Below are 25,457 nucleotides of genomic sequence, written 5' to 3' on the forward strand. Positions count from 1 at the left end.
GGTACCTCGGCCGCTGGAGCGGGTGCGCGGCAATCGAGCGCGGCCGCTCGTGAAGGCTTGGCGTTGGATGCGTAATGTACTATCGCACGCACGATGGCGAATCGCACGGCGAAATGCGATTCGCCAAGATCATCCTGACAGTTGAAAATCGGCCGACGAAACAAGGCAGGCCGGCGCGTCGAAAGAATCGAAAACCACTGGTTCAGCGGCACGAGCCAGAACAGCTTTGCAAACCGAGGTCATTCATGAACATTTTTCCGGTGATCCTGTGCGGCGGCAGCGGCACTCGCCTCTGGCCGATGTCGCGCGGCGGCTATCCGAAACAGTATCTGAAGCTCACCGGCGACAACACGCTCGTCCAACAGACCGCACTGCGCGTACGTGACGTCGAAGGCATCGGCGCGCCGATCGTCGTCACCAACAACGAGCAGCGCTTCCTCGTCGCCGAGCAGTTGCGCCAGGTCGGGATCACGCCGTCGTCGATCGTCCTCGAGCCGATGGGGCGCAACACCGCGCCCGCGATCGCGATCGCCGCTCTCCTCGCGCTGCGCGAATCGCCCGATGCGCTACTGCTCGTGCTGCCGTCCGATCACGCAATCGACAACGAAGCCGCATTCGTCGACGTCGTGAAGACGGCGGCGACCGTCGCGGCCGACGAGCATCTCGTCACCTTCGGCGTCACCCCGGCGCAGGCGCACACCGGCTATGGCTACATCCGCCGCGGCGCGGCGCTCGCGGGCGACGCGCAGGTCTATCGCGTCGACGCGTTCGTCGAGAAGCCGGATGCCCCGACCGCCGAGCGCTTCGTCGCGGACGGCGGCTACTACTGGAACAGCGGGATGTTCATGCTGAAGGCGTCGACGTATCTCGACGAGCTGCGCAGCCACGCGCCCGACATCGCGCGCCAGGCCGAGCTCGCGCTCGATGCGGCGAAGCGCGATTGCGATTTCCTGCGGCTCGATCCGCAAGCGTTCGCGGCAAGCCCGAACGTGTCGATCGACTATGCGGTGATGGAGAAGACCGAGCGCGCAGCCGTCGTCGTCGCCGCGAATCTCGGCTGGAACGACATCGGCTCGTGGAGCGCGCTCGCCGACATCGCGGCCACCGACGCGCAGCGCAACGCGCTCATCGGCGATGTATACACCGACTCGGTCGAGAACTCGTACATCCGCGCCGAGCATCGAATGGTCGCCGCGATCGGCATCGACAACATCGTCATCGTCGAAACCGCGGACGCCGTGCTCATCGCGCATCGCGACCGCGCGCAGGACGTGAAGAAGGTCGTCGAATGGCTGAACGCGTCGGGCCGGCACGAATCCGTCACGCATCGCCGCGTGATCCGGCCGTGGGGCTCGTACGAAGGCATCGATCAGGGCGACCGCTTCCAGGTGAAGCGCATCGTCGTCAATCCGGGCGCGCAACTGAGCCTGCAGATGCATCATCATCGCGCGGAGCACTGGATCGTCGTGAAGGGCACCGCGCTCGTCACGAACGACGGCAACGAAATCATCCTGACCGAAAATCAGTCCACCTACATTCCGCTCGGCGCCACGCACCGCCTGAAGAACCCCGGCAAGATTCCGCTCGAGCTGATCGAAGTCCAGTCGGGCGCGTACCTCGGCGAGGACGATATCGTTCGCTTCGAGGATACGTACGGACGCACGTCCGCGACATAACGCGTCGAGCCGCGCTCCGCACGCGCGCGAGCGCGGGCGGAGCGTGACGATGCGTGACGAAACGGGGCCGCCCCGGCAACGGGCCGCATGCGCGCGCATGCGGCCCGTTTCGTTTTGCGCCGCGCTCGGCCCAGAGCCGCCTAGCAGCAGGCGCGCGCAAAATCGGCTAGGCTTCGCACATCGCAGTCTGCGCGGCGAATCTCGGCGATCACGATGATCGCGGCGATCGATCCGCCCGCGCGCGTTCGACGGAGGTGCTTACGATGTGCCGCTGGCTCGCCTACACCGGCAATCCGATCCAGCTCGAAACCGTGCTGTTTCGCGCAAAGCATTCGCTGATCGACCAGAGCCTGCATTCGCGGATGGGCGCGACGACGACCAACGGCGACGGCTTCGGCATCGGCTGGTACGGAGAACCCGACGAGATTCCGTTCCTCTACCGCTGCGTGAGTCCCGCATGGAACGACCGCAACCTGCGCGAAGCGGCGCGTGCGATCCGCTCGCCGCTCTTCGTCGCGCACGTTCGCTCGGCGACCGACACGCCCGTGCAGGAAACCAACTGCCACCCGTTTCGCCGCGGCCGCTGGCTGTTCGCTCACAACGGGCTGATCCGTCACTATCACACGCTGCGGCGCGAGCTGATGATGCGCATCGATCCCGCGCTCTTCGCGTCGATCGAAGGTTCGACGGACTCCGAAGTGATGTTCCATCTCGCGCTCACGTTCGGGCTCGAGCACGATCCGCTGCCCGCGCTCGAGCGAATGGCGGGAACGATCGAGGATGCGGGCGCACATCATCGCGTCGACGCGCCGCTCAACATGACCGTCTGCGCGACCGACGGCGAGCAGGTCGTCGCGGTCCGCTATTCGAGCGAGCGCGACTCGCGCTCGCTCTTTCACAGCGCGTCGTTCCACCATCTGCACGAGCTGTATCCGCACGATCCGCGCATCCAGGCAATCGGCGACGACGCTTTCCTCGTGCTGTCCGAGCCGCTCGTCGACCTGCACGACGCGTGGGAAAAGATCCCGGAAAGCACGGCGATCATTGCGCGCCGCGGCAACATCCGGCAGGTTCCTTTCACGCCGCATCGCTCCACGTGACGCACCGGTCGCGCGGCGAAGGTTGCCCCATCGCCGCGAGTCGGTTATAAAAAAGCCCCTTTTCGCGTGGCTTCACGGCCGCCTCCGTTCAATTCATTTGGAGACCTCTTCGTGGATCTCGCCTCCGTGCAAACCTTCATCGTCACTCGCGGCATCGATTTCGGCCTGCAAGTCATCGCATCGATCGCGCTCTGGATCATCGGACGCTGGGCGATCCGGATCGTCACGAACCTGATGGGCAAGATCATCCGCAGAAGCGGAAAAGTCGACACGACGCTGTCGCACTATCTGGAGTCCGTCGTCAGCGTGCTGCTCACGGTGCTCCTGATCCTCGCGATCCTGCAAGTGTTCGGAGTGCAAACCACTTCGTTCGCCGCGCTGCTCGCGGGCCTCGGCCTCGCGGTCGGCACCGCGTGGGGCGGCCTGCTCGCGCACTTCGCGGCCGGCGTGTTCATGCAGGTGCTGCGCCCGTTCAAGGTCGGCGACGTGATCTCGGCGGGCGGCGTGACGGGCACCGTCAAGGAGCTCGGCCTCTTCGGCACGACGATCGTCACGGGAGACAACGTCGTCACGCTCGTCGGCAACAACAAGATCTTCTCCGACAACATCGCGAACTACAGCGCGACGCCGACGCGTCGCGTCGATCTGACGGCGAAGATCGCGAACGGCGTCGACGCGTCCGATGCGATCCGGCGCCTGAAGGCGGCGCTCGAGCTGATCCCGAACGTCGTCAAGCATCCGGCGCCCGACGTCGGCGTGCTGTCGTTCACGCCGGAAGGCCCGCTCCTGTTCGTGCGGCCGTCGACGCAACCCGGGAACTACTGGCAGGTGTACTGCGACACCAATCGCGCGATCCTCGACACGTTCCGCGAAGCCGGCTATCCGACGCCGGAAACCCCGATCGCGCATCGGACGACCGCGGATGCCGTCAAGTCCTGACGCCGTCGCGCGGCGCGCGCCGCGCAATCGCACCGTCGCGACGACATGCTCGCGCGGTGCGCACCGCGCAGGCCGCCCCGCTTGGCCCTTCCATCGTCGCCCCCCTCTTCGAAGCGGGCGGCGTCGCATTCGGCGATCGTTTCCGTTCCAGCTTGCCATGCGGCGACAGGCCGTTCACGCGTCGAGCCGAATCACGCCGCACGACGCACCATGAAAAACGGCGTGGCTCATGCCACGCCGTGCAATCCTGCGCACCGTGCCGCGCGCGTCGCAGGCCGCGCGCGTCGCGGCGGCTCCCGCCTCTCGCCGCTCAGCGGCTCCCCTGCGTCTTCTGCCCGTCCGACTTGCGGCGCAGCAGCTTCCACAGCGCGCCGATCGCGACGGGAATCACCGCCGCGCCGATCCCGACGAGCACGATCACGTTCAGGTAATGGCGAATGAACGGAATGTTGCCGAAGAAGTAGCCGAGGAACACGAGCAGCAGCACCCAGATCAGCGCGCCGATCACGTTGAACAGCTGAAAGCGCGCGAAGCTCATCGCCGATGCGCCCGCGACGAACGGCGCGAACGTGCGCACGACCGGGATGAAACGCGCGAGCACGAGCGTCTTGCCGCCGTGCCGCTCGTAGAAGTTGTGAGTCTTTTGCAGCGCGGCGCGATCGAGGAAGCGCTCGAGCCCCGGAATGTGCGTGTTGAAGACTCTCGGCCCGATCGCGCGGCCGATCAGATAGTTGACCGTATTACCGCCGACCGCCGCGACGAGCAGCAGCACGATGAGCCCCGCGAGCGTCATTTCGCCCGTCGACGCGAACGCGCCCGCGATGAAGAGCAGCGAATCGCCCGGCAGGAACGGGAAGACCACGAGCCCGGTTTCGCAGAAAACGATCAGGAACAGCACCAGATAGACCCAGGCGCCATACTGCCGGATGAAATCGCCGAGAAATGCATCGATGTGCAAGACGAGGCTGACGAAATGAAGCAGCGTTTCCAAATGCGTTTCCTTGTGTCGGTGACGAAGTGAGCGCGCGCCGGCCGCAAAAAGGCCAGAAGCAGGGCCGGATGCGAAAAATCCATGCTGTCATGATACCGAAAGTGCCTTAAGCGACCGTGAAATTTGGTCGGCGAGCGAGGTCGCGCACCGAGCGCGGCGGGCGACGCCCGGCACAGGCTCGCTATAATTCCGCCATGTCCGAATTCACCGATTCCGCCGTGGGCGCGACGCCCGACGGCGCCTCCCCGTCCGCGCCGCGCCAGCTGCGCGCGATCCAGCCGCTGCCCGATCAGCTGATCAGCCAGATCGCGGCGGGCGAAGTGGTCGAGCGGCCCGCGTCCGTCGTCAAAGAGCTCGTCGAGAACGCGCTCGACGCGGGCGCGAGCACGCTGCGCATCATGCTCGACGAAGGCGGCGTCAAGCGCATCTCGATCACCGACGACGGCTGCGGGATTCCCGCCGACGAGCTGCCGCTCGCGCTGATGCGCCACGCGACGAGCAAGATCCGCTCGCTCGCCGAGCTCGAGGCGGTCGCGACGCTCGGGTTCCGCGGCGAGGCGCTCGCGTCGATCGCATCGGTCGCCGAAATGTTCATCACGAGCCGCACCGAGGAGGCCGCGCACGCGACGCGCATCGACGCGCAGACGGGCGTGCTCGCGCCCGCGGCCGGCACGCGCGGCACGACGATCGAAGTGCGCGAGCTGTACTTCAGCACGCCCGCGCGCCGCAAATTCCTGAAGAGCGAGCAGACCGAATTCGGCCATTGCCTCGAGATGATCCGCCGCGCGGCGCTCGCGCGGCCGGACGTCGCGATCTCGGTGCTGCACAACGGCCGCGCGGTCGAGCACTGGAACGCGAGCGAGCCGGCGGCGCGCGTGGCGAAGATTCTCGGCGAAGGCTTCTCGAGCGCGCATCTGCCGCTCGACGAGCGCGCCGGGCCGCTCGCCGTCTACGGCTGCGCGGGGCTGCCCACCGCGAGCCGCGGCCGCGCGGACCAGCAATACTTCTTCGTCAACGGCCGCTTCGTGCGCGACAAGCTGCTCACGCATGCGGCGCGCGCCGCGTACGAGGACGTACTGCACGGCGACCGCTATCCGTCGTACGTGCTGTTCCTCGACCTGCCGCCGGAAGCCGTCGACGTGAACGTCCATCCGTCGAAGATCGAGGTGCGCTTCCGCGATTCGCGCTCGATCCACCAGTTCGTGTTCCATGCGGTGCAGCGCGCGCTCGCGCGGCATGCGGGCGCATCGCCGGAAACGACCGCGGGCGGCCACGCCGCGCATCTTTCGCCGGTCGAGCCGGCGTCGACCGAATCGTTCGCCGCGCCGGGCGCGTCGTTCGTCCGCCCGGGCCTCGCGGCCGGCGCGGACGCCGGCGCCGGCCAGCCGGCGCCCGGCAACACATGGCTGCGGCAATCGCGGATGACGCAAGGCACGCTGCCCGTCGCGCAACCGCTCGCGCTATACGACGCGCTTTTCGGCCGGAAAGACGCGGGCACGCCGCACGGAACGACGGGCGACGGGCTCGAGGCACGCGACGCGACGGATGCAGCGGATACGCCGAGCGCGCACCGCTTCGCGACCATGCCGGGCGGCGCCGCGTCGCCCGCGTTCTCGGCGGCGGATGCGTCCGCCCTCCCGATGCACGACGAGCAGCCGCTCGGCTTCGCGGTCGGCCAGATCCACGGCATCTACGTGCTCGCGCAGAACGCGCGCGGCCTCGTGATCGTCGACATGCACGCCGCGCACGAGCGGATTCTGTACGAGCAGTTCAAACGCGCGCTCGCCGACCGCACGGTGGCCGTGCAGACGCTGCTGATTCCTGTGTCGATGAGCGCGACGCCCGTCGAGATCGGCACGGCCGAGGAAGAGCGCGAGACGCTCGACGCGCTCGGCTTCGATCTCGCGGTGCTGTCGCCGACGACGCTCGCGATCCGCGCGGTGCCCGCGCTTCTGAAGGATGCCGACCTGCAGGCGCTCGCGCGCGCGGTGCTCGCGGATCTGCACGCATTCGGCGGCTCGCGGGTGCTGACCGAGCGCCAGCACGAACTGCTCGGCACGCTCGCGTGCCATCACGCGGTGCGCGCGAACCGGCGGCTCACGCTCGACGAGATGAACGCGCTGCTGCGCCAGATGGAGGCGACCGAGCGCGCGGACCAATGCAACCACGGCCGGCCGACCTGGTATCAATTGACGCTCGGCGATCTCGACCGGCTCTTCATGCGCGGCCAATGAGCGAACGCACCGCAGCACCCGCGCGGACGGTCGCGTGCCTGCTCGGCCCGACCGCGTCCGGCAAGACGGCCGCCGCGCTCGCGCTCGCCGCGCGCCGGCCGATCGAGATCGTCAGCGTCGATTCGGCGCTCGTCTACCGCGGAATGGACATCGGCACCGCGAAGCCGACGCGCGACGAGCGCGCGGCCGTGCCGCACCATCTGATCGACATCGTCGATCCGGCCGACGCTTACTCGGCCGCCGAATTCCGCGCAGACGCGCTGCGCGTCGTCGCCGAAATCGCCGCGCGCGGCCGCACGCCGCTCCTCGCGGGCGGCACGATGCTCTACTACAAGGCGCTGACGCAGGGCCTGAACGACCTGCCGGCGGCCGACCCGGAGGTGCGCGCGACGCTCGACGCCGAAGCCGCGCGCGACGGATGGCCCGCGCTGCACGCGCGCCTGGCGAGCGTCGATCCGGCGACGGCCGCGCGGCTCGCGCCGAACGATTCGCAGCGCATTCAGCGCGCGCTCGAGGTGTATCGGCTGACGGGACGGCCGATGTCCGCGCTCCTCGCCGCGCCGCCGCGCGACGACGACGCGGCGGCGGGCCTGCGGTTCGTGCCCGTCGCGCTCGAGCCGTCGGACCGCGCGGTGCTGCATGCGCGCATCGCCGCGCGCTTCGACGCGATGCTGGAGGCGGGCTTCATCGACGAAGTCGAGCGCCTGCGCCGGCGCGAGGATCTGCATCTCGGCCTGCCGTCGATGCGCTGCGTCGGCTACCGGCAGGCGTGGGAGTATCTGGACGGCGTGACCGACTACCGGACGATGCGCGACAAGGGCATCTTCGCGACCCGGCAGCTCTGCAAGCGGCAGTTGACATGGCTGCGCGCGATGCCGGAGCGGGTCGTCGTCGATTGCTGCGCCACGGACGCGACCGCGCGCGCGGTCGACGCGCTCGAGCGGGTGCTCGACGGCCGCGCGCCGGCCTGACGGGCTGCACGCCGCCCGCCCCGCCCGTCAGGCGGGCGACGCGAGCAGATTCGCGTCGCGCACGAGCCGCCAGCGGCCGTCCGATTTGCGCAGGATCGTCAGCGTATGGCCGCAGCGGCGCATGGTGTCGCCGCCCGGCGGCGTCACGTCGATTTCGAGGAAGTTGCGCAGGTACGCCCAGTCGCCCAGCACGCGCAATTCGTCGATCCGGTAGCGGCCGTCGATCCGCGGCGGCGGGCTCACCGCATTCGCGTCCCGCGACGCGGCGGCGAACGCCGCCTTGTCGAACGGCGGCCGGCCGGGCACCATGAAGATCGCGTCGTCGGCGATCAGATCGAGCACCGTCGTCAGATCGCCGCGCCGGCTCGCGACGAACCAGGTTTCGATCAGTTCGCGAATCGCGTGTTCGTCGTCGGTCATCGTTGTTCCTCCTATCGACCACAGGTGGCGCTTCAGCGCTCATGCCGGGCGGACGTCGACGAAACTCGGCGCATCAGCGCCTAATCCCGTCCCGTGCAAGGCTGCTGGCGCTTCGGCACTTGCTCCGGCCCCATGCGCGGCCGTCATCGGCGCAGCGCGCGGCCCAGAAAAAAAGCCGCCCGGATCGGCTCCGGGCGGCTTTCGATGAACATCCCGACGGCGCGGCGCGTCAGACCACGACCGTCTGCGCCTCGCCCTCGCGGCTCGCGCGCACGGCGCCGATCTTCCACACCTGCTCGCCGGCGTCGGTCAGCTGGCGGAGCGCTTCGTCCGCATCGGCGGCCGATACGATCACGGCCATCCCGATCCCGCAGTTGAACACGCGGTGCATTTCCGCGTCGGCGACGCCGCCGTGCTGCTGCAGCCACTGGAACAGCGGCGGCAGCGGCCACGTACGCTGGTCGAGTTCGGCGGTGAGGCCGTCGCGCAGCACGCGCGGAATGTTCTCGACGAGGCCGCCGCCCGTGATGTGCGCCATGCCCTTCACCGCGATCTTCTCCATCAGCGCGAGGAGCGGCTTCACGTAGATGCGGGTCGGCGCCATCAGCGCGTCGGCGAGCGAGCGGCCGTGGAAATCGGCCGACAGGTCCGGATTCGCGCGTTCGATGATCTTGCGCACGAGCGAGAAGCCGTTCGAATGGATGCCGCTCGACGCGAGGCCCAGCACCGCGTCGCCCTCGGCGATCGTGCTGCCGTCGATGATCTTGCTCTTCTCGACCGCGCCGACCGCGAAGCCCGCCAGATCGTATTCGCCGTCCGGATACATGCCCGGCATCTCCGCCGTCTCGCCGCCGATCAGCGCGCAGCCCGACAGCTCGCAGCCCTGCGCGATGCCCTTGACGACGGTCGCGGCCGTGTCGACGTCGAGCTTGCCGCACGCGAAATAGTCGAGGAAGAACAGCGGCTCGGCGCCCTGCACGAGGATGTCGTTCACGCTCATCGCGACGAGATCCTGGCCGACCGTGTCGTGTTTGTTCAGATGAAACGCGAGCTTGAGCTTCGTGCCGACGCCGTCGGTGCCCGACACGAGCACCGGTTCGCGATACTTCTTCGGCACTTCGAACAGCGCGCCGAACCCGCCGATGCCGCCGAGCACGCCGTCGCGCAGCGTTTTCTTCGCAAAGGGCTTGATCTTGTCGACGAGCGCATCGCCCGCGTCGATGTCGACGCCCGCGTCGCGATAGGACAGACCTTGAGCGTCAGGAGCGGATTTCGGAGGATTCATGGGGGAATGCGAGAAGGTCGGTAAAATGCGATTTTACCCGAAGCCGGCCGGGCGGCCGGAATTCCCCGCATCGATTCATCAGGGAACGCATCGTGCTCCATTCGTCACCGTTTTCGCCGCTCGAGCGGCGGCGCCCTCGCCTGGCGGGCGCCGCCGCACGGCGGGCCACCCGCTCGCGGCGCGCCGCCTGCCGGCCCGCCGCGAGCGGCCGCGGACGCGGACGCTCGCCGACGATGCCGTTCACGCGCCGCCGCCCTTCGGGCACGCAACACCGGACCCGATTCGCACCGTGACTGTATCCCGTCAACTGACGCTCGACCTCGGCACCCCGCCGCCCGCGACGTTCGACAATTTCTACTCGGGCACGAACGCCGAGCTCGTCACGCGCCTGCGCGAGCTCGATCTCGCGCTCGCGGCCGGCCCCGTGGCCGACCGCACGTTCTACGTATGGGGCGAAGCGGGCAGCGGCCGCAGTCACCTGCTGCAGGCGCTCGTGCACGACACGACGTACGGCCACGCGCGTTACGTGAGCCCGCAAAGCGGGCTCGACGCGTTCGTGTTCGATCCGCGCGCGTCGCTCTACGCGGTCGACGACTGCGACGCGCTCAACGATGCGCAGCAGATCGCGCTCTTCAACCTGTTCAACGAAGTGCGCGCGCATCCGATGACGGCGCTCGTCGCGGCCGGCCCCGCCGCGCCGCTCGCGCTCGACGTCCGCGAGGACCTGCGCACCCGCCTCGGCTGGGGGCTCGTGTTCCATCTCGCGCCGCTCACCGACGAAGGCAAGGTGGCCGTGCTCAAGCACGCGGCGAAGGAGCGCGGGATCGCGCTCGCCGACGACGTGCCGTTCTACCTCCTTACCCATTTCCGCCGCGACATGCCGAGCCTGATGGCGCTCCTCGACGCGCTCGACCGCTTCTCGCTCGAGCAAAAGCGCGCGGTGACGCTGCCGCTCCTGCGCGCGATGCTGGCCGCGCCGGAGCGCGACGAGGCCGCCCCGGGCCGGTTCAAGTAGCTTCAAGTAAAATACGCATCCATGACTAATTTGGCACTTTTCGACTTGGATCACACGTTGATCCCGACCGACAGCGACCACGAGTGGGGCCGCTTCATGGTCCGTCTCGGCATCGTCGACGCGGACAGCTTCTCGCGTCAGAACGACAGCTTCTACGCCGACTACAAGGCCGGCAAGCTCGACATCCACGCGTACCTGAGCGCGATGCTCACGCCGCTCGCGAAGTATTCGCGCGCGCAGCTCGCGCAATGGCACGACCAGTACATGCACGAGGTGATCCGGCCGGCGATGCTGCCCGCCGCGATCGAGCTCGTGCGCCGGCACCAGGACGCGGGCGACCTCTGCTGCATCGTCACCGCGACGAACGAATTCATCACGCGCCCGATCGCGACCGCGTTCGGCGTCGACACGCTGATCGCGTGCGAAGTGGAAACCGTCGACGGCCGTCCCGACTCCGCGTTCACCGGCCGCCCGCGCGGCACGCCGAGCTACCGCGAAGGCAAGATCACGCGCACGCAGGCGTGGCTCGCGTCGCTCGGCAAGCGCTGGGAAGACTTCGATCGCAGCTACTTCTACAGCGATTCGCACAACGACATTCCGCTCCTCGAAAAAGTCACCGACCCGATCGCGACCAATCCCGACGACACGCTGCGCGCATACGCACGCGAACACGGCTGGCGCATCCTCGACCTCTTCCAACCGTCGTGATCAAGAAACTCATCCGCAAGCTGTTCGGGCAGGACGCCCGCGAGGCGCAAGACGCGCCGCAGGCCCCGGCCGCCCCGCGCGAAGCCGCCGTTGGCGGCGCATCGGCCGCGCCCGCCGCCGCGAGCCGCGCGAAATCCGCGCGTAGCGCGCCAAAGAAGGCCCGCAACGGCGAGCCGACCGTCGTGCCCGCGAGCGTTCACGCGATCGATCCCGCGCTCATCTCGAAAAACGCGATCCGCGTGACCGACACGCTGCAGCAAGCGGGCTTTCGCGCGTTCATCGTCGGCGGCGCCGTGCGCGACCTGCTGCTCGGCATCGCGCCGAAGGATTTCGACGTCGCGACCGACGCGACGCCGACCGAGGTCCAGCGCCTGTTCCGCCGCGCGCGGCTGATCGGCCGGCGCTTCCAGATCGTCCACGTGCAGTTCGGGCAGGAGCTGATCGAGGTGTCGACGTTCCGCGCGCTCGTCGACGCGCCGCAGGAGCCCGCCGACCCCGCGCCCGCGAAGCGCCTGAAGCGCGACGAGCTCGACCGCCGCACGCACGCGGTCGACGCGAGCGGCCGCGTGCTGCGCGACAACGTGTGGGGCGAGCAGCACGAGGACGCGGCGCGCCGCGACTTCACGATCAACGCGATGTACTACGATCCCGCGTCGCAGACCGTGCTCGACTATCACGACGGGATGGCCGACATGCGCGCGCGCCTGCTGCGGATGATCGGCGATCCGGCGACGCGCTACCGCGAGGACCCGGTGCGGATGCTGCGCGTCGTGCGCTTCGCGGCGAAGCTCGGCTTCGACATCGAGGAAAAGACGCGCGAGCCGATCAAGGAGCTCGCCGATCTGATCAACAACGTGCCGGCCGCGCGCCTCTTCGACGAGATGCTGAAGCTGCTGCTGTCGGGCCACGCGCTCGCGTGCCTGAAGCAGCTGCGCAAGCAGGGGCTGCACCACGGGCTGCTGCCGCTCCTCGACGTCGTGCTCGAACAGCCGCAGGGCGAGAAGTTCGTCACGCTCGCGCTGAACAACACCGACGCGCGCGTGCGCGCGGGCAAGCCGGTGTCGCCCGGCTTCCTGTTCGCGACGCTCCTCTGGCACGACATGCGCCAGCGCTTCGAGCAGTACGCCGCAAACGGCGAGTATCCGGTTCCCGCGATCAATCGCGCGATGGACGACGTGATCGACATGCAGACCGAGAAGCTCGCGATCCACAAGCGCTATTCGGCCGACATGCGCGAGATCTGGGGGCTGCAGTTGCGCCTCGAGAAGCGCTCCGGCCGCAGCGCGCTGCGGCTGCTCGAACACCAACGATTCAGAGCGGGGTATGATTTCCTCCTGTTACGCTGCGAATCCGGCGAGCTCGATCCCGCCGTCGGACAGTGGTGGACGGATTTCATCGACGGCGACGCCGCGACGCGCGAGGCTCTCCTCACGCAGGGCGGCAGCCGCGACAAGTCGCCTCGCAAACGGCGCCGCCGCGGCGGACGCAGCCGCCGGACGGACGAAAGCGCCGAGGGCACGGAAGGCGCCGTGCGCGGCGAGTCCGACGCGAACGACTGACGCTTGCGCCGTCGAACGACGTAGGAAGGAAAGCCATGACGGTTGCTTATCTCGGGCTGGGGGCCAATCTCGGCGACGCGCGCCAGGCCTTGAAGGACGCAGTGGTCTGCCTCGCCCAGCAGCACACCATCACGGTGCTCGGCAAGTCGAGCCTGTACCGGACGGCGCCCGTCGACGCGGACGGCGGCGATTACTACAACTGCGTCGTGAAGATCGACACGACGCTCGCCGCGCGTGCGCTCCTCGCGCTTTGCCAGAAGATCGAGCACCACTTCGGCCGCGAGCGTCCGTACCGGAACGCGCCGCGCACGCTCGACATCGACATCCTGCTCTACGGCGAACTGACGATCGCCGAACCCGACCTCGTCGTCCCGCATCCGCGCCTGACCGAACGCGCGTTCGCGCTCGTGCCGCTCGTCGAGATCGATCCGGCGCTCGCGATTCCCGCGCGCGGCCGCGCCGACGAATTCCTCGCGGACGTCGCGCACCAGCGCATCGAGAAGGTCCAGACCTGCCAGTGCCTGGCCATGCGGGCCGCCGCCGAAAAAAACCGCTGCCGATGAACTCGACACCGCTCACCGTCACTGCCCCCGACTGGCGGCCGCCGTGCCGCTACCTCGCGATCGAAGGGCCGATCGGCGTCGGCAAGACGACGCTCGCGACGCTGCTCGCCGAACGCTGGTCGATGCGCGCGCTCCTCGAACGCCCGCAGGACAACCCGTTTCTCGAACGCTTCTATCGCGACACCGCGCGCTACGCGCTGCCGACGCAGCTCGCGTTCGCGCTGCAGCGCGAGCGCCAGGCGCGCGAGATTGCTGCGACATACGAAGCGAACACGCCGATCGTTGCGGATTTCATGCCGCAGAAGAACGAAATCTTCGCGCGGCTCACGCTGCCCGACGACGAATGGCAGCTGTACCGGTCGCTCGCCGCGCACCTCGACACGCCGGCGCCCGCCCCCGACCTCGTCGTCTATCTGCAGGCGAGCCCCGAAGTGCTGTTTGCGCGAATCCAGAAGCGCGGCGAGCCGATGGAGCTGCAGATCGGCGATGCCTATCTGCGCTCGCTCTGCGACGCATACAACGAATTCTTCTATCACTACGACCGTACGCCCGTACTGACGGTCGCGGCCGAGCACCTGAATCCGCTCGACTCCCCCGACGACCTTGCGCTGCTCGTCGACCGCATCGCGTCGATGCGCGGCCGCAAGGAATTCTTCGTCAAGGGCGGCAGCGCGCGCTGACGCACGCGCGCGGTCGCCCGTCGCGACGCCGCCCTTTCTTTCACCATCGAATCGGACCTCCCATGACCTACCTCCAGGAATCCAGCCGACCGGCCGTGACGGTACCCAAGCTGCAGGCGATGCGTGAAGCCGGCGAGAAGATCGCGATGCTGACCTGCTACGACGCGAGCTTCGCCGCCCTCCTCGACCGCGCGAACGTCGACGTGCTGCTGATCGGCGATTCGCTCGGCAACGTGCTGCAAGGCCAGACGACGACGCTGCCCGTCACGCTCGACGACATCGCGTATCACACTGCCTGCGTCGCGCGCGCGCAGCCGCGCGCGCTCGTCGTCGCGGACCTGCCGTTCGGCACGTACGGCACGCCCGCCGACGCGTTCGCGAGCGCGGTGAAGCTGATGCGCGCGGGCGCGCAGATGGTCAAGCTCGAAGGCGGCGAATGGCTCGGCGACACGGTGCGCTTCCTCGTCGAGCGGTCGGTGCCCGTGTGCGCGCACGTCGGGCTCACGCCGCAGTCGGTTCACGCGTTCGGCGGCTTCAAGGTGCAGGGCAAGACGGAAGCGGGCGCCGCGCAACTGCTGCGCGACGCGCGCGCGGTCGAGGAAGCGGGCGCGCAACTCGTCGTGCTCGAAGCGGTGCCGACGCTCGTCGCGGCCGAAGTCACGCGCGAGCTGTCGATTCCGACGATCGGCATCGGCGCGGGCGTCGAGTGCTCGGGTCAGGTGCTCGTGCTGCACGACATGCTCGGCATCTTCCCGGGCAAGCGGCCGCGCTTCGTCAAGGATTTCATGCACGGGCAGCCGGGCATCTTCGCGGCGGTGGAGGCTTACGTGCGCGCGGTGAAGGACGGCGGTTTCCCCGGGCCCGAGCATTCGTTCTGACGGCGCGGCCGTCCGAATCGTTTCGCACGGCGGCGCTTCGCTTACGCGGCGCAAGCGAGGTTCGGGCGCCGCACCGTCAAAAAAGTGCGGCATCCGACGCAGGCGGATGCCGCTTTTTTATTGGTCGCGGCGCAATGCGAGAGCGGGCGGGTGCACGAGCCGATGCATTCGTGGCGCGCGCGCCCGAACGGCGTCGCGCCTCGGAGCTCGCGCCGGTGCGAGCCGCCCTGTCGAAACAATGCGGCGCTCCGCGCGGCCCGTCGACCGCCGCCCGACCGCGGCTGATCGGGCGCTCCACGCGTATGCCGCTCCTGATGCGATATCGATGTTGCGCGCACGCCGCCACCGTCGCCGCGCTCGCGCGATCGCCACATCATGCAACCCGCAGGCCGCAACCGCGAACCGGCAACCGCGGCCTGCGGCGCACGTCGACGCGGCCGCCCTCGCTCGGGAGCATGCCCGTCGCCGCGACAACGCCGCCCGTCCAGACCGTGCCGACTGCAGTCGTCGCGGGCCGGGCCACAAAACGAGCGCGTGTCCGGCCGCCGCCGGCGCGCCTATCGCCCCCGTTCCGCCGCCGTCTCGCCGCCTCGCACGAGCCGCGCAGGCACCGCGCCGCGCAGCGCGTTCGTCAGCATCAGCGCGTCGGCGCGCAGCACGTCGTCGAGCGTGAGCACGCACTCGGACGCCTGCAGCGCCGGATCGTCGAGCAGCACGCCGCGCATCACGCCCGGCAGCACGCCCGACGCCAGCGGCGGCGTGAGCCAGCGCCCGTCCAGCTTCACGAACACGTTCGCCCGCCCGCCTTCCGTCAGCTCGCCGCGCTCGTTGAAGAACAGCATGTCGAACGCGCCGTACGTCTCGGCGTCCTTCCACGCGCGATCGTAATCGGCGCGGCGCGTCGTCTTGTGCGCGAGCAACAGGTCGCCCGAGCGCATCGGCGCGAAGCCGTGCTCGGGGGCGAGCAGCACGTCGACCGCGTCGCCCGCGAGCGGCGCAAGCGGCGCGGCCGCGACATCGAGCGCGCCGTCCTTCGCAAGCGCGACGCGAACGCGGTGCTCGCCATCGGCGAGCTGCGCACAGCGCGCGTCGATGCGCCGCTTCGCCTGCGCTTCGTCGAACACGAAGCCGAGCGCGTCGGCGCTCGAACGCAGCCGCGCGAGATGGCGCTCGAGATGGCGCACGCCGGCCTCGCGCGTCGCGTGCATCGTCTCGAACAGCTGAAGGCCGGGATCGGCATCGGTCAGGAATCGCGCTTTCAATTCGCACTCCGCATATTCGTCGGCGGCGACGCTGTCGAGCACGATGCCCGCGCCGACGCCCATCGTGCCGCACCGCGCGCCGTCGGCCGCCGGCGCGGCGAGCGTCAGCGTGCGGATCGCGACCGACAGGCAGAAGTCGCCGCACGCATGCGTCGCGGCGCACGAGCGGGGTTCGCTCGACGCATGCGCCTCTCGGTTTTTCGCGGCGGTTTCCGCACGCGGTTCGTTATGCGTCGATCCGTGGCCGCCATCCTTCGGCGCGCGCGCCGAAGGAACGTCGGCCGCACCGCCCTTTCCGGCAATTTCGCGCCCGCCGTCGTCCGGCGGCGCATCGAGCCAACCGATCGCGCCCGTATAGAGCCCGCGCGGCGTCGTCTCGATCGCGTCGATCAACTGCATCGTCTTGTGCTTCGGCGCCCCCGTGATCGAGCCGCACGGGAAAAGCGCGCGCAGCACGTCGGCGAACGTCGCGCCGCCGACGATGCCGGCTTCGACCGTCGACGTCATCTGCCACACCGATGCATACGGCTCGACCGAGAAAAGCGCCGGCACCGTCACCGATCCCGTGCGCGCGATCCGCGCGAGATCGTTGCGCAGCAGATCGACGATCATGACGTTCTCGGCGCGGTTTTTCGCGTCGTTCGCGAGAAACACGGCCGCTGCCGCATCCTCGCGCGGATCGTCCGAGCGCGGCGCGGTGCCCTTCATCGGCCGCGCGCGCAGGAGCGCGCCCGACTTCTCGACGAACAGCTCCGGCGAGCACGACACGACCCACGCACCGCCCGGCAGCGCGACGAGCGCGCCGTAGCGCACCGGCTGGCGCGCGCGCAGGCGGCGATACAGTGCGAGCGGCGCGCCGAACGCCTCGAAGCGCAGCCGGTACGTGTAGTTGATCTGATACGAGTCGCCCGCGCGCAGCGCGTCGTGCACGGCGGCGATCGCCGCGTCGAACGCGTCGCGCGCGACGCTCTTCGTCACGTGCGCGACGCCCGCCGCCGACGGCTCGGCCAAGCCGCCGTCGCGCGCAGCGAGCCACGCGTCGACTTCGTCGCGCGACAGCTTCGCGCATTCGGAAAACAGCAGAAAACGCAGCGCGCCGCCGCCGCGCGTTCCGAGCTGCAGGTCGCGCCCGAATTCGTAATCGCCGAGCACGGCCGCGTGCAGCCCGCGCCGCGCATCGTCGGCGACGGCCGCGCACACCGCGTCGAGCTCGGCCGGATCGGCGCAGACGCGCTCGTGCGAGAACCCCAAATACAAACGACTCGACCGCGCTGCCGCGGTCGAGTCGCAATCGTCGAAGAGCGCGAACACCGCGCCCGCTTCGTCAGTCATCCTGCATCACCTGCGTGCTGCGTGCCGTCCGTCACTCGAAGAAGCTCTTCACCCGGTCGAACCAGCTCTTGCTCTGCGGGCTATGACGCGGGCCGCCTTCCGCGAGCGACTTCTCGAACTGCTTGAGCAAATCGCGCTGCTGCTCGGTGAGCTTCACGGGCGTCTCGACCTGCACGTGCACGTACAGATCGCCCGCGATGCTGGAGCGCAGCCCCTTGATGCCCTTGCCGCGCAGACGGAACGTCTTGCCCGACTGCGTGCCTTCCGGCACCGTAAACGACGCGCGGCCGGCGAGCGTCGGCACTTCGATCTCGCCGCCCAGCGCCGCCGTCGTGAACGGAATCGGCATCTGGCAGTGCAGATCGTCGCCGTCTCGCTCGAACACCGAGTGCGGCTTGATGTGGATCTCGACGTACAGATCGCCGGACGGCCCGCCGTTGATGCCCGGCTCGCCGTTGCCCGCCGAGCGGATACGCATGCCGTCGTCGATGCCCGCCGGAATCTTCACCTCGAGCGTCTTGGTTTCCTTCACCTTGCCCGAGCCGTGGCAATGCACGCATGGCTCCGGGATGTAGGTGCCGGTGCCGTGGCACTTCGGACAGGTCTGCTGGATGCTGAAGAAGCCCTGCGACATCCGCACCGTGCCCTGGCCGTGACAGGTCGGGCAGGTTTCCGGCTTCGTGCCCGGCTTCGCGCCCGAGCCGTGGCAAACGCCGCACGACGCCCAGCTCGGCACGCGGATCTGCGTGTCGTAGCCGTGCGCCGCCTGCTCGAGCGTGATTTCCATGCTGTAGCGCAGGTCCGCGCCGCGATACACCTGCGGGCCGCCGCGCGCGCGGCCGCCGCCCGCCGCCTGGCCGAAGATGTCGCCGAAGATGTCGCCGAACGCATCGGCGAAACCGCCGAAGCCTTGCGCGCCGGCCGCCCCCACGTTCGGGTCGACGCCCGCGTGGCCGTACTGGTCGTACGCCGCCCGCTTCTGGCCGTCCGACAGCATTTCATAGGCTTCCTTCGCTTCCTTGAAATGCTCTTCCGCGTCCTTGCTGTCCGGATTGCGGTCAGGGTGGTACTTCATCGCGAGCTTGCGATATGCCTTCTTGATTTCGTCGTCGCTCGCGTTCTTCGCGACGCCCAGAACCTCGTAGTAATCCCGTTTCGCCATATCGTTTCAATGCCGCCGCGCGAAGCGCGCGCAACGGCTCCTCTCGCTTCCAGTAAAGTCTTGCGACTGGTTGAGCGCCGCGCCGGCCGGCCCGCAGAAGCCGGCCGGCGCGGCGCTCGCCATAAAACAAATGTGCCCGGAGAGCCGCGAGGCCCGCCAGGCGCAAGTATGATCCGCCAATTCGGCAGTGAAGCAACGGACCCGGGAAGGCCGCGCCGGGCGCCTCGCGTGGGCGCCCGGCGCGGCCGAACCTCGACCCGGCTTCAGTCCTTCTTCACTTCCTTGAAGTCGGCGTCGACGACGTCGTCGGCCGCCTGCGCGCCGCCCTGCGCCGCACCTTCGGCTGCCGCGCCGGCAGCGCCCGCCGCGCCGGCCTGCTGCGCCTGCATGTCGGCGTACATCTTCTCGCCGAGCTTCTGCGACGCCGTCGCGACCGCTTCGATCTTCGCATCGATCGCCGCCTTGTCGCTCGACGCGCTCTTCAGCACGTCCTCGAGCTCCTTGAGCGCCGCTTCGATCTTCTCCTTCTCGCCCGCCTCCAGCTTGTCGCCGTACTCGGTGAGCGCCTTCTTCGTGCTGTGCACGAGCGCGTCGCCCTGGTTGCGGGATTCGGCGAGCTCACGCAGCTTGTGGTCTTCCGCCGCGTTCGCTTCCGCGTCCTTCACCATCTTCTCGATCTCGGCTTCGGACAGGCCCGAGTTCGCCTTGATCGTGATCTTGTTCTCCTTGCCGGTCGCCTTGTCCTTCGCACCGACGTGCAGGATGCCGTTCGCGTCGATGTCGAAGGTCACTTCGATCTGCGGCACGCCGCGCGGCGCGGGCGGGATGCCCTCGAGGTTGAACTCGCCGAGCAGCTTGTTGCCCGCCGCCATCTCGCGCTCGCCCTGGAACACCTTGATCGTCACGGCGCCCTGGTTGTCGTCCGCCGTCGAATACACCTGCGCGTGCTTCGTCGGGATCGTCGTGTTCTTGTTGATCATCTTCGTCATCACGCCGCCCAACGTCTCGATGCCGAGCGACAGCGGGGTCACGTCGAGCAGCAGCACGTCCTTGCGGTCACCCGACAGCACCTGGCCCTGGATCGCCGCGCCGACGGCAACGGCTTCGTCCGGGTTCACGTCGCGGCGCGGGTCCTTGCCGAAGAACTCCTTCACCTTCTCCATGACCTTCGGCATGCGGGTCTGGCCGCCGACGAGAATCACGTCGTCGATGTCCGACACCTTGACGCCCGCGTCCTTGATCGCGATCCGGCACGGCTCGATCGTGCGCTCGACCAGTTCCTCGACGAGCGCCTCGAGCTTCGCGCGCGTGACCTTCAGGTTCAGGTGCTTCGGGCCCGACGCGTCGGCCGTGATGTACGGCAGGTTGATTTCGGTCTGCTGGCCCGACGACAGCTCGATCTTCGCCTTTTCGGCGGCTTCCTTCAGGCGCTGCAGCGCGAGCACGTCCTTCGACAGGTCGACGCCCTGCTCCTTCTTGAACTCGCCGATGATGTAGTCGATGATGCGCTGGTCGAAGTCCTCGCCGCCGAGGAACGTGTCGCCGTTGGTCGACAGCACTTCGAACTGCATTTCGCCGTCGACGTCCGCGATCTCGATGATCGACACGTCGAACGTGCCGCCGCCGAGGTCATACACCGCGATCTTGCGGTCGCCCTTCTCGGCCTTGTCGAGGCCGAACGCGAGCGCCGCGGCCGTCGGCTCGTTGATGATCCGCTTGACTTCGAGGCCGGCGATGCGGCCTGCGTCCTTCGTCGCCTGACGCTGGCTGTCGTTGAAGTACGCCGGCACCGTGATCACGGCTTCCGTGACCGGCTCGCCGAGGTAATCCTCAGCGGTTTTCTTCATCTTGCGCAGCACTTCGGCCGATACCTGCGGCGGCGCGAGCTTCTGGTCGTGCGCTTCCACCCACGCGTCGCCGTTGTCCGCCTTGGTGATCTTGTAGGGCATCAGGCCGATGTCCTTCTGCACTTCCTTTTCCTCGAAGCGGCGGCCGATCAGGCGCTTGACCGCGAAGAGCGTGTTTTTCGGGTTCGTCACCGATTGACGCTTGGCGGGCGCGCCGACGAGGACCTCGTTGTCGTCCATGTAGGCGATGATCGACGGCGTCGTGCGCGCGCCTTCCGAGTTCTCGATGACCTTGACCTGATTGCCTTCCATCACGGCGACGCACGAGTTCGTGGTGCCGAGGTCAATACCGATGATCTTTCCCATTTTTCCTAATCTCCAGAAATTCCGTTCGCTGCGTCGCGCCGGGTTGCATCCGCCGCGCCGCGCCAAATTCGACTCTGCACTCGAAATAAGTGCGGCCGCGCCGTTTTCAAGACCCCGAAGACGATGCGGCCATTAAATTTTTTCAATCGGCGGGACGCCCGGCTTCGCCCGCGGCGTCAGCCTTCGCGCGGGCCGCGGCGACGGCCGCCTCGAACTGCGCGAGCCCGTGCCGGCTGGTCGCCCGGCCGAGCTTCCTGACGCGCCGAAAGAACAACCCGGTCGGCACGCCGTGCAGCGCGAAGCGCCGCGCGAGCGCGCGATGTTCGTAGGCGTCGCCATGGAACCATTCGAGGCCGAGCGCACGGATCGCGTCAGGGTTCGCGAGCATCGCCTTCTTCGCGATTTCGCAGTTGAAGCAGTCGGCGCCGCGAGCCAAGCCCCCTTGGGGGCGCCCCAGAAGGACACGGCGGCGAGCGCATCGCCCGCGCTCGCGAGCCCGGCGTCGAAATTCGCGACATCCAGCGCCCGCATGTCGAACGCCGCGAACGCCGCCGCGTCGACGCCCGTGCCCGCCATCGCCGCCGCTTACTTCGACTGCGCGACCGTCACGAGCGCCGGACGCAGCACGCGGTCGGCGATCGTGTACCCCTTTTGCAGCACGGCGACGACCGTGTTCGGCTCCTGGTCGGCCGGCACCATCGAAATCGCCTGGTGCAGATGCGGATCGAACTTCTCGCCGACCGGATTGAGCGCCGCGACGCGGCCCTTCTCGAGCGCGCTCGCCAGTTGGCGCAGCGTCAGCTCGACGCCTTCGCGGACCTTCGCGAGATCGCCGGACGTATCGCCGAGCGCCGCCTCGAGGCTGTCGAGCACGGGCAGCAGGTTTTCGGCGAAGCCCTCGATCGCGAACTTGTGCGCCTTCGCGACGTCATCCTGCGCGCGGCGGCGCACGTTTTCGGTTTCCGCCTTCGCGCGCAGGAAGCTTTCCTGCAACTCGGCGATCTTGGCTTGAGCCTCGGCGAGCGCGGCTTCGGCAGCCGGCGCCGCGTTTTCCGCGGCCTGCGCCTCGCGACCGGTTTCTTCAGTCGTTTGGTCAGTCGGGTTCTCTTGCGTGTTTTCCATATCGCTAGAAAGTCGGTTTAGAGGTTAAAGCCAAAACGGCAACCGGTTCCGCGCTTTTGCGGGCAAACGGCCGGCGCCGCACAATATCGGTGCAAATGGGGCCCGGGGCGGTAAATTCAAGAGGAGTTTCCGCAAGAATCGCGCCCCCGGCGAAGGCATCGCGCCGCATTGCGGTGCGATGCGGCCGCGCGTCGCGAATTCGGGCCGAAACGGCCTGTAACAACCCTTACCGACCGTTCGCTGGATCGCACCAATGCGCTGAACTACACTTCCATCAGGCGTGTCGCGGAGCACGTATACCCTACCCCGACAGTCGCCCGACACCGGACCAGAGGCCCTTTCACCCGTCTTCTCGAGGGGAGTACCGTGAAACTGACCTTCGCTATCTCGGCAGTCGCGCTGGTACTCATCGCCGGCACGACGACCATCTGCCTATCGGGCGCCGTCACCGAACGGACGACCGAATACGGCGGCGCACGCGCGACGTTCGATCAGCTATTCAGTTCTCATTCGAAAATCTGTCGATGACGCGGCGGTCCCGCTTCGTCGGCCGCCCGTGCAACTGCGCCGCCGGCTCGCGGAAATGCCGGCGCCGCTCGAGTTCCGCGAGACGCTTCTCCCGCCCCGCTTCCGTTTCCGCGTAGAGCGTCTGCGCGACGCTCGCGGGCCCGCGCACGTCGCACACGCCGAGCACGTCGACCTCCCAGACGACGCCTTCGATCGTCACGTCGACCCGATCGCCGACGCGCACCTCCTTCGCCGGCTTGACGGCCGCGCCGCCGATCCTCACCCGCCCTTTTTCGACGGCGTCGGCCGCGAGCGAACGGGTCTTGAAAAAGCGCGCGGCCCAGAGCCACTTGTCGATGCGCAGCCGCGCGCCGGGTTCGGTCGATATCTTGAAATTCATGGCGGTCAGCTCACGGCCTCCGGTGCCGGCGCCGCGCGCACCGGCCAGCCTTGCAGGTTTTCGGCGGCGATCTCGCCGAGCGCCGAGATCCATGCGCGCGACGCATTCAGGCACGGAATCCGGTGAAACTCCTTGCCGCCGCCGTGCAGGAACTCGCCGCGCCCCTCGATCCCGATTTCCTCGATCGTCTCGAGGCAGTCGGCGGTGAAGCCCGGGCAGAACACGTCCGTGCGGCGCACGCCCGCCGCGCCCAGCTCCCTGAGCGTCGGCGCGGTATAGGGCTGCAGCCACTCGGCCTTGCCGAAGCGCGACTGGAACGTGACCCGGCACTCGAACGTCGTCAGGCCGAGCGCGGACATCAGCAGCGCGGCCGTCTGCTGGCATTGATCGTGGTACGGATCGCCGAGATCGAGCGTGCGCTTCGGCACGCCGTGAAAGCTCAGCACGAGCTTGTCGCCCGAATCGAACGCGGGCCGGCCGTGCACCGCCCAATAGTGGCGAACCTGCTCGGCAAGCGCGTGAATGTAGGCCGGATGGTCCGCGTAGTGGCGCACGGTGCGAATCTCGGGCTGGTTGCGCATCCGGCCGAGCGCGGCGAACGCCGCGTCAAACGCGGTGGCCGTCGTCGACGCCGAATATTGCGGGTACATCGGCAGCAGCAGCACGCGCTCGGCGCCCGCGCGCTTGAGCTGCGCGAGCACGTCGGCGATGCTCGGCGTGCCGTAGCGCATCGCGTACTCGACGATCACCCGGTAGCCGTTCGCCGCGAAGAGCGGCCGCACGCTCTCGACCTGGCGCTCCGTATGCACGCGCAGCGGCGAGCCTTCGGACAGCCAGACGGCCGCGTACTTCTTCGCGGACGCGCGGCTGCGCAGCGGCAGGATCAGCGTGCGCAGGAGAGCCTGCCAGACGAGCTGCGGGATCTCGACGACCCGCGGATCGGACAGGAATTGCGCGAGATAGCGGCGCACCGCGCGCGGCGTCGGCTCGTCGGGCGTGCCGAGATTGACGAGCAGCACGGCGACGCGGTGGGCGGCCGACGCGTGCGACGGCGGTTCGAGGTCAAAACGCATGGAAAGAGCGTGCCTGGGCACCGAATCGAACGACACTCATTATAGCGGGGCGGCCCGGGGCCACCAGTCGGCCGTCCGGCCGATTGCACGGCGAGCGGCGCGCCGGCACGATGGCGGTGACGGATTCGAGCGAGGGGAAAACGGCGTCGGATGCCGCAAAAGTATGACAAAACGGCAATGAAACGCGGACGGAACCGGTTACTGCTGGCTGAGCGTCATCGACAGGAGGCGCGCGGTGATGTCGACGATCGGAATCACGCGGTTGTAGGCCATCCGCGTCGGGCCGATCACGCCGAGCGTGCCGACGATCTTGCCGTTGACCTCGTACGGCGCCGTCACGACGCTCATCTCGTCGATCGGCACGAGCGTCGATTCGCCGCCGATGAAGATCTGCACGCCCTGCGCGTGGCTCGACACGTCGAGCAGTTGCAGCAGGCTCGTCTTCTGGTCGAATACGTCGAACAGCTTGCGCAGCCGCGCCATGTCGGACGACAGATCCGCCACTTCGAGCAGGTTGCGCTCGCCGGAAATCAGCACGGTTTCCTCGTCGTCGGCCTCCTCGGTGCTCGCCGTGACGGCCGCGTGCATCAGCGCCGTCATGTCGCCGCGCAGCTCGTCGATTTCCTCGCGCAGCCGGCGGCGCACCTCGTCGAACGACAGGCCGGCGAAGTGCGCGTTGATGTAGTTCGACGCCTCGGTGAGCTGCGCGGGCGTGTAGTCGCGCTGCGTCGCGATCATGCGGTTCTGCACGTCGCCTTCGGGCGTCACGATGATGAGGAGTATCCGCTTGTCCGACAGGCGCAGGAATTCGATCTGCTTGAACACGTGGCTGCGGCGCGGCGTCAGCACGACGCCCGCGAACTGCGACAGGTTCGACAACACGCTCGCCGCGGCCGCGACGACCTTCTGCTGCGGCTCGCCCGCCTGCAGCGTGGTCTGCACGAGCCGCGTGACGGCGTCGGCATCGATCGGCGACTCGACGGTCAGCATCGTGTCGACGAACAGGCGATAGCCGCGCGGCGTCGGCACGCGCCCCGCCGACGTGTGAGGGCTCGACACGAGGCCGAGCTCCTCCAGGTCGGACATCACGTTGCGGATCGTCGCCGGGCTCAGCTCGAGCCCGGAATAACGAGACAACGTGCGCGATCCGACCGGCTGACCGTCGGCGATATACCGCTCGATCAGGGTCTTGAGGAGGGTTCGTGCGCGTGGATCTAGCATGACGGAAAATTTTAGCGCAACCGGGCGGCGCCCGCGAGCATCCCGTGCGCGCCGCCCGCTTGCCCCGCTTGCCCCGCTTGCACCCGCTTGCACCGGCTTGCGACCGGCTTGCGACCGCCCTTGGCCCGTTTTGCCGCCCCCCGGGC

23 protein-coding genes and 1 pseudogene are annotated in these 25,457 nt (G+C 68.4%); 12 read left to right on the top strand and 12 right to left on the bottom strand.

Annotated features, from left to right (window positions below):
* Positions 1–245: 245 nt before the first annotated feature.
* The 3 genes from WS91_RS25750 (at position 246) to WS91_RS25760 (ending at position 3,715) form a co-directional block, all read left to right on the top strand.
* Complete coding sequence (locus WS91_RS25750; protein ID WP_059671276.1) at positions 246–1,676, top strand: mannose-1-phosphate guanylyltransferase/mannose-6-phosphate isomerase; 1,431 nt, start codon at positions 246–248, stop codon at positions 1,674–1,676.
* A gap of 263 nt (positions 1,677–1,939) precedes the next feature.
* The gene (locus tag WS91_RS25755) at positions 1,940–2,776 is read left to right on the top strand and encodes a class II glutamine amidotransferase (RefSeq protein WP_038753343.1); all 837 of its coding nucleotides are present in this window, start codon (positions 1,940–1,942) and stop codon (positions 2,774–2,776) included.
* A gap of 111 nt (positions 2,777–2,887) precedes the next feature.
* Entirely contained in the window at positions 2,888–3,715 is an 828-nt protein-coding gene (locus WS91_RS25760; protein WP_059583453.1) for a mechanosensitive ion channel family protein, read from the top strand.
* 310 nt (positions 3,716–4,025) lie between these two features.
* Here WS91_RS25760 and WS91_RS25765 read toward each other — a convergent pair whose 3' ends face one another.
* Complete coding sequence (locus tag WS91_RS25765) at positions 4,026–4,706, bottom strand: DedA family protein (RefSeq protein ID WP_059671277.1); 681 nt, start codon at positions 4,704–4,706, stop codon at positions 4,026–4,028.
* A gap of 194 nt (positions 4,707–4,900) precedes the next feature.
* Between WS91_RS25765 and mutL the strand changes: the two genes are divergently transcribed.
* Positions 4,901–6,940, top strand: coding sequence for a DNA mismatch repair endonuclease MutL (gene mutL / locus WS91_RS25770; RefSeq protein ID WP_059583450.1), 2,040 nt, complete (start codon positions 4,901–4,903; stop codon positions 6,938–6,940).
* Positions 6,937–7,911, top strand: coding sequence for a tRNA (adenosine(37)-N6)-dimethylallyltransferase MiaA (gene miaA, locus WS91_RS25775; RefSeq protein ID WP_038753339.1), 975 nt, complete (start codon positions 6,937–6,939; stop codon positions 7,909–7,911). Before mutL ends, miaA begins: the two co-directional genes overlap by 4 nt.
* 27 nt (positions 7,912–7,938) lie before the next feature.
* On the opposite strand, the gene WS91_RS25780 is transcribed toward miaA, so the two are convergent.
* From WS91_RS25780 to WS91_RS36365, 3 genes are all read right to left on the bottom strand, one after another.
* Entirely contained in the window at positions 7,939–8,331 is a 393-nt protein-coding gene (locus WS91_RS25780) for a YybH family protein (protein ID WP_038753338.1), read from the bottom strand.
* Positions 8,332–8,560: 229 nt separating this feature from the next.
* The gene (gene purM / locus WS91_RS25785) at positions 8,561–9,616 is read right to left on the bottom strand and encodes a phosphoribosylformylglycinamidine cyclo-ligase (RefSeq protein WP_059583448.1); all 1,056 of its coding nucleotides are present in this window, start codon (positions 9,614–9,616) and stop codon (positions 8,561–8,563) included.
* Positions 9,591–9,860 (bottom strand): hypothetical protein, encoded by a 270-nt coding sequence (locus tag WS91_RS36365; RefSeq protein WP_156432500.1) that lies wholly within the window; start codon positions 9,858–9,860, stop codon positions 9,591–9,593. Before WS91_RS36365 ends, purM begins: the two co-directional genes overlap by 26 nt.
* 45 nt (positions 9,861–9,905) lie before the next feature.
* On the opposite strand from WS91_RS36365, the gene hda reads away from it, so the two are divergent.
* The 6 genes from hda to panB all read left to right on the top strand — a co-directional run bounded on the left by hda (position 9,906) and on the right by panB (position 15,019).
* A complete protein-coding gene (hda, locus tag WS91_RS25790; RefSeq protein WP_038753435.1) occupies positions 9,906–10,631 on the top strand; it encodes a DnaA regulatory inactivator Hda in 726 nt (241 codons plus the stop codon).
* Between the two features lie 21 nt (positions 10,632–10,652).
* A complete protein-coding gene (locus WS91_RS25795; protein WP_038753336.1) occupies positions 10,653–11,339 on the top strand; it encodes an HAD family hydrolase in 687 nt (228 codons plus the stop codon).
* On the top strand, positions 11,336–12,898 hold the full coding sequence (pcnB, locus tag WS91_RS25800) for a polynucleotide adenylyltransferase PcnB (protein ID WP_038753335.1): 1,563 nt from the start codon (positions 11,336–11,338) through the stop codon (positions 12,896–12,898). Before WS91_RS25795 ends, pcnB begins: the two co-directional genes overlap by 4 nt.
* A gap of 35 nt (positions 12,899–12,933) precedes the next feature.
* The gene (folK, locus tag WS91_RS25805) at positions 12,934–13,461 is read left to right on the top strand and encodes a 2-amino-4-hydroxy-6-hydroxymethyldihydropteridine diphosphokinase (protein ID WP_038753334.1); all 528 of its coding nucleotides are present in this window, start codon (positions 12,934–12,936) and stop codon (positions 13,459–13,461) included.
* Positions 13,458–14,141, top strand: coding sequence for a deoxynucleoside kinase (locus tag WS91_RS25810; RefSeq protein ID WP_059583442.1), 684 nt, complete (start codon positions 13,458–13,460; stop codon positions 14,139–14,141). The genes folK and WS91_RS25810 overlap by 4 nt, the downstream gene beginning before the upstream one ends.
* Before the next feature lie 62 nt (positions 14,142–14,203).
* Positions 14,204–15,019: a 3-methyl-2-oxobutanoate hydroxymethyltransferase gene (gene panB / locus WS91_RS25815; RefSeq protein ID WP_059646131.1), complete on the top strand. Its 816-nt coding sequence runs from the start codon at positions 14,204–14,206 to the stop codon at positions 15,017–15,019.
* Between the two features lie 557 nt (positions 15,020–15,576).
* Here the strand turns inward: panB and WS91_RS25825 are convergent.
* From WS91_RS25825 to grpE, 5 genes and pseudogenes are all read right to left on the bottom strand, one after another.
* Positions 15,577–17,613 (bottom strand): chorismate-binding protein, encoded by a 2,037-nt coding sequence (locus WS91_RS25825; protein ID WP_038753331.1) that lies wholly within the window; start codon positions 17,611–17,613, stop codon positions 15,577–15,579.
* A gap of 31 nt (positions 17,614–17,644) precedes the next feature.
* Entirely contained in the window at positions 17,645–18,775 is a 1,131-nt protein-coding gene (gene dnaJ, locus WS91_RS25830) for a molecular chaperone DnaJ (protein WP_038753330.1), read from the bottom strand.
* 263 nt (positions 18,776–19,038) lie between these two features.
* Positions 19,039–20,988: a molecular chaperone DnaK gene (gene dnaK, locus WS91_RS25835; RefSeq protein ID WP_038753329.1), complete on the bottom strand. Its 1,950-nt coding sequence runs from the start codon at positions 20,986–20,988 to the stop codon at positions 19,039–19,041.
* A 142-nt stretch (positions 20,989–21,130) separates the two neighbouring features.
* Positions 21,131–21,564, bottom strand: a pseudogene (locus WS91_RS25840) (thioredoxin family protein).
* A 9-nt stretch (positions 21,565–21,573) separates the two neighbouring features.
* On the bottom strand, positions 21,574–22,110 hold the full coding sequence (gene grpE / locus WS91_RS25845; RefSeq protein ID WP_059583436.1) for a nucleotide exchange factor GrpE: 537 nt from the start codon (positions 22,108–22,110) through the stop codon (positions 21,574–21,576).
* A gap of 366 nt (positions 22,111–22,476) precedes the next feature.
* Here grpE and WS91_RS36985 point away from each other — a divergent pair, with 366 nt between their 5' ends.
* Positions 22,477–22,638: a hypothetical protein gene (locus WS91_RS36985; protein WP_004194079.1), complete on the top strand. Its 162-nt coding sequence runs from the start codon at positions 22,477–22,479 to the stop codon at positions 22,636–22,638.
* Here WS91_RS36985 and WS91_RS25850 read toward each other — a convergent pair.
* The 3 genes from WS91_RS25850 to hrcA all read right to left on the bottom strand — a co-directional run bounded on the left by WS91_RS25850 (position 22,610) and on the right by hrcA (position 25,311).
* Positions 22,610–23,017 carry an RNA-binding S4 domain-containing protein gene (locus tag WS91_RS25850; protein WP_038753327.1) on the bottom strand — a complete coding sequence of 136 codons (408 nt, stop codon included), beginning with the start codon at positions 23,015–23,017 and terminating at the stop codon, positions 22,610–22,612. The genes WS91_RS36985 and WS91_RS25850 overlap by 29 nt on opposite strands.
* A 5-nt stretch (positions 23,018–23,022) precedes the next feature.
* The gene (gene hemH, locus WS91_RS25855) at positions 23,023–24,090 is read right to left on the bottom strand and encodes a ferrochelatase (protein ID WP_059583433.1); all 1,068 of its coding nucleotides are present in this window, start codon (positions 24,088–24,090) and stop codon (positions 23,023–23,025) included.
* Between the two features lie 198 nt (positions 24,091–24,288).
* Positions 24,289–25,311, bottom strand: coding sequence for a heat-inducible transcriptional repressor HrcA (gene hrcA, locus WS91_RS25860; RefSeq protein ID WP_038753325.1), 1,023 nt, complete (start codon positions 25,309–25,311; stop codon positions 24,289–24,291).
* Between the last annotated feature and the right edge of the window lie 146 nt (positions 25,312–25,457).

Source organism: Burkholderia sp. MSMB1498, from assembly GCF_001526245.1.
GTDB classification, from domain to species: domain Bacteria; phylum Pseudomonadota; class Gammaproteobacteria; order Burkholderiales; family Burkholderiaceae; genus Burkholderia; species Burkholderia savannae.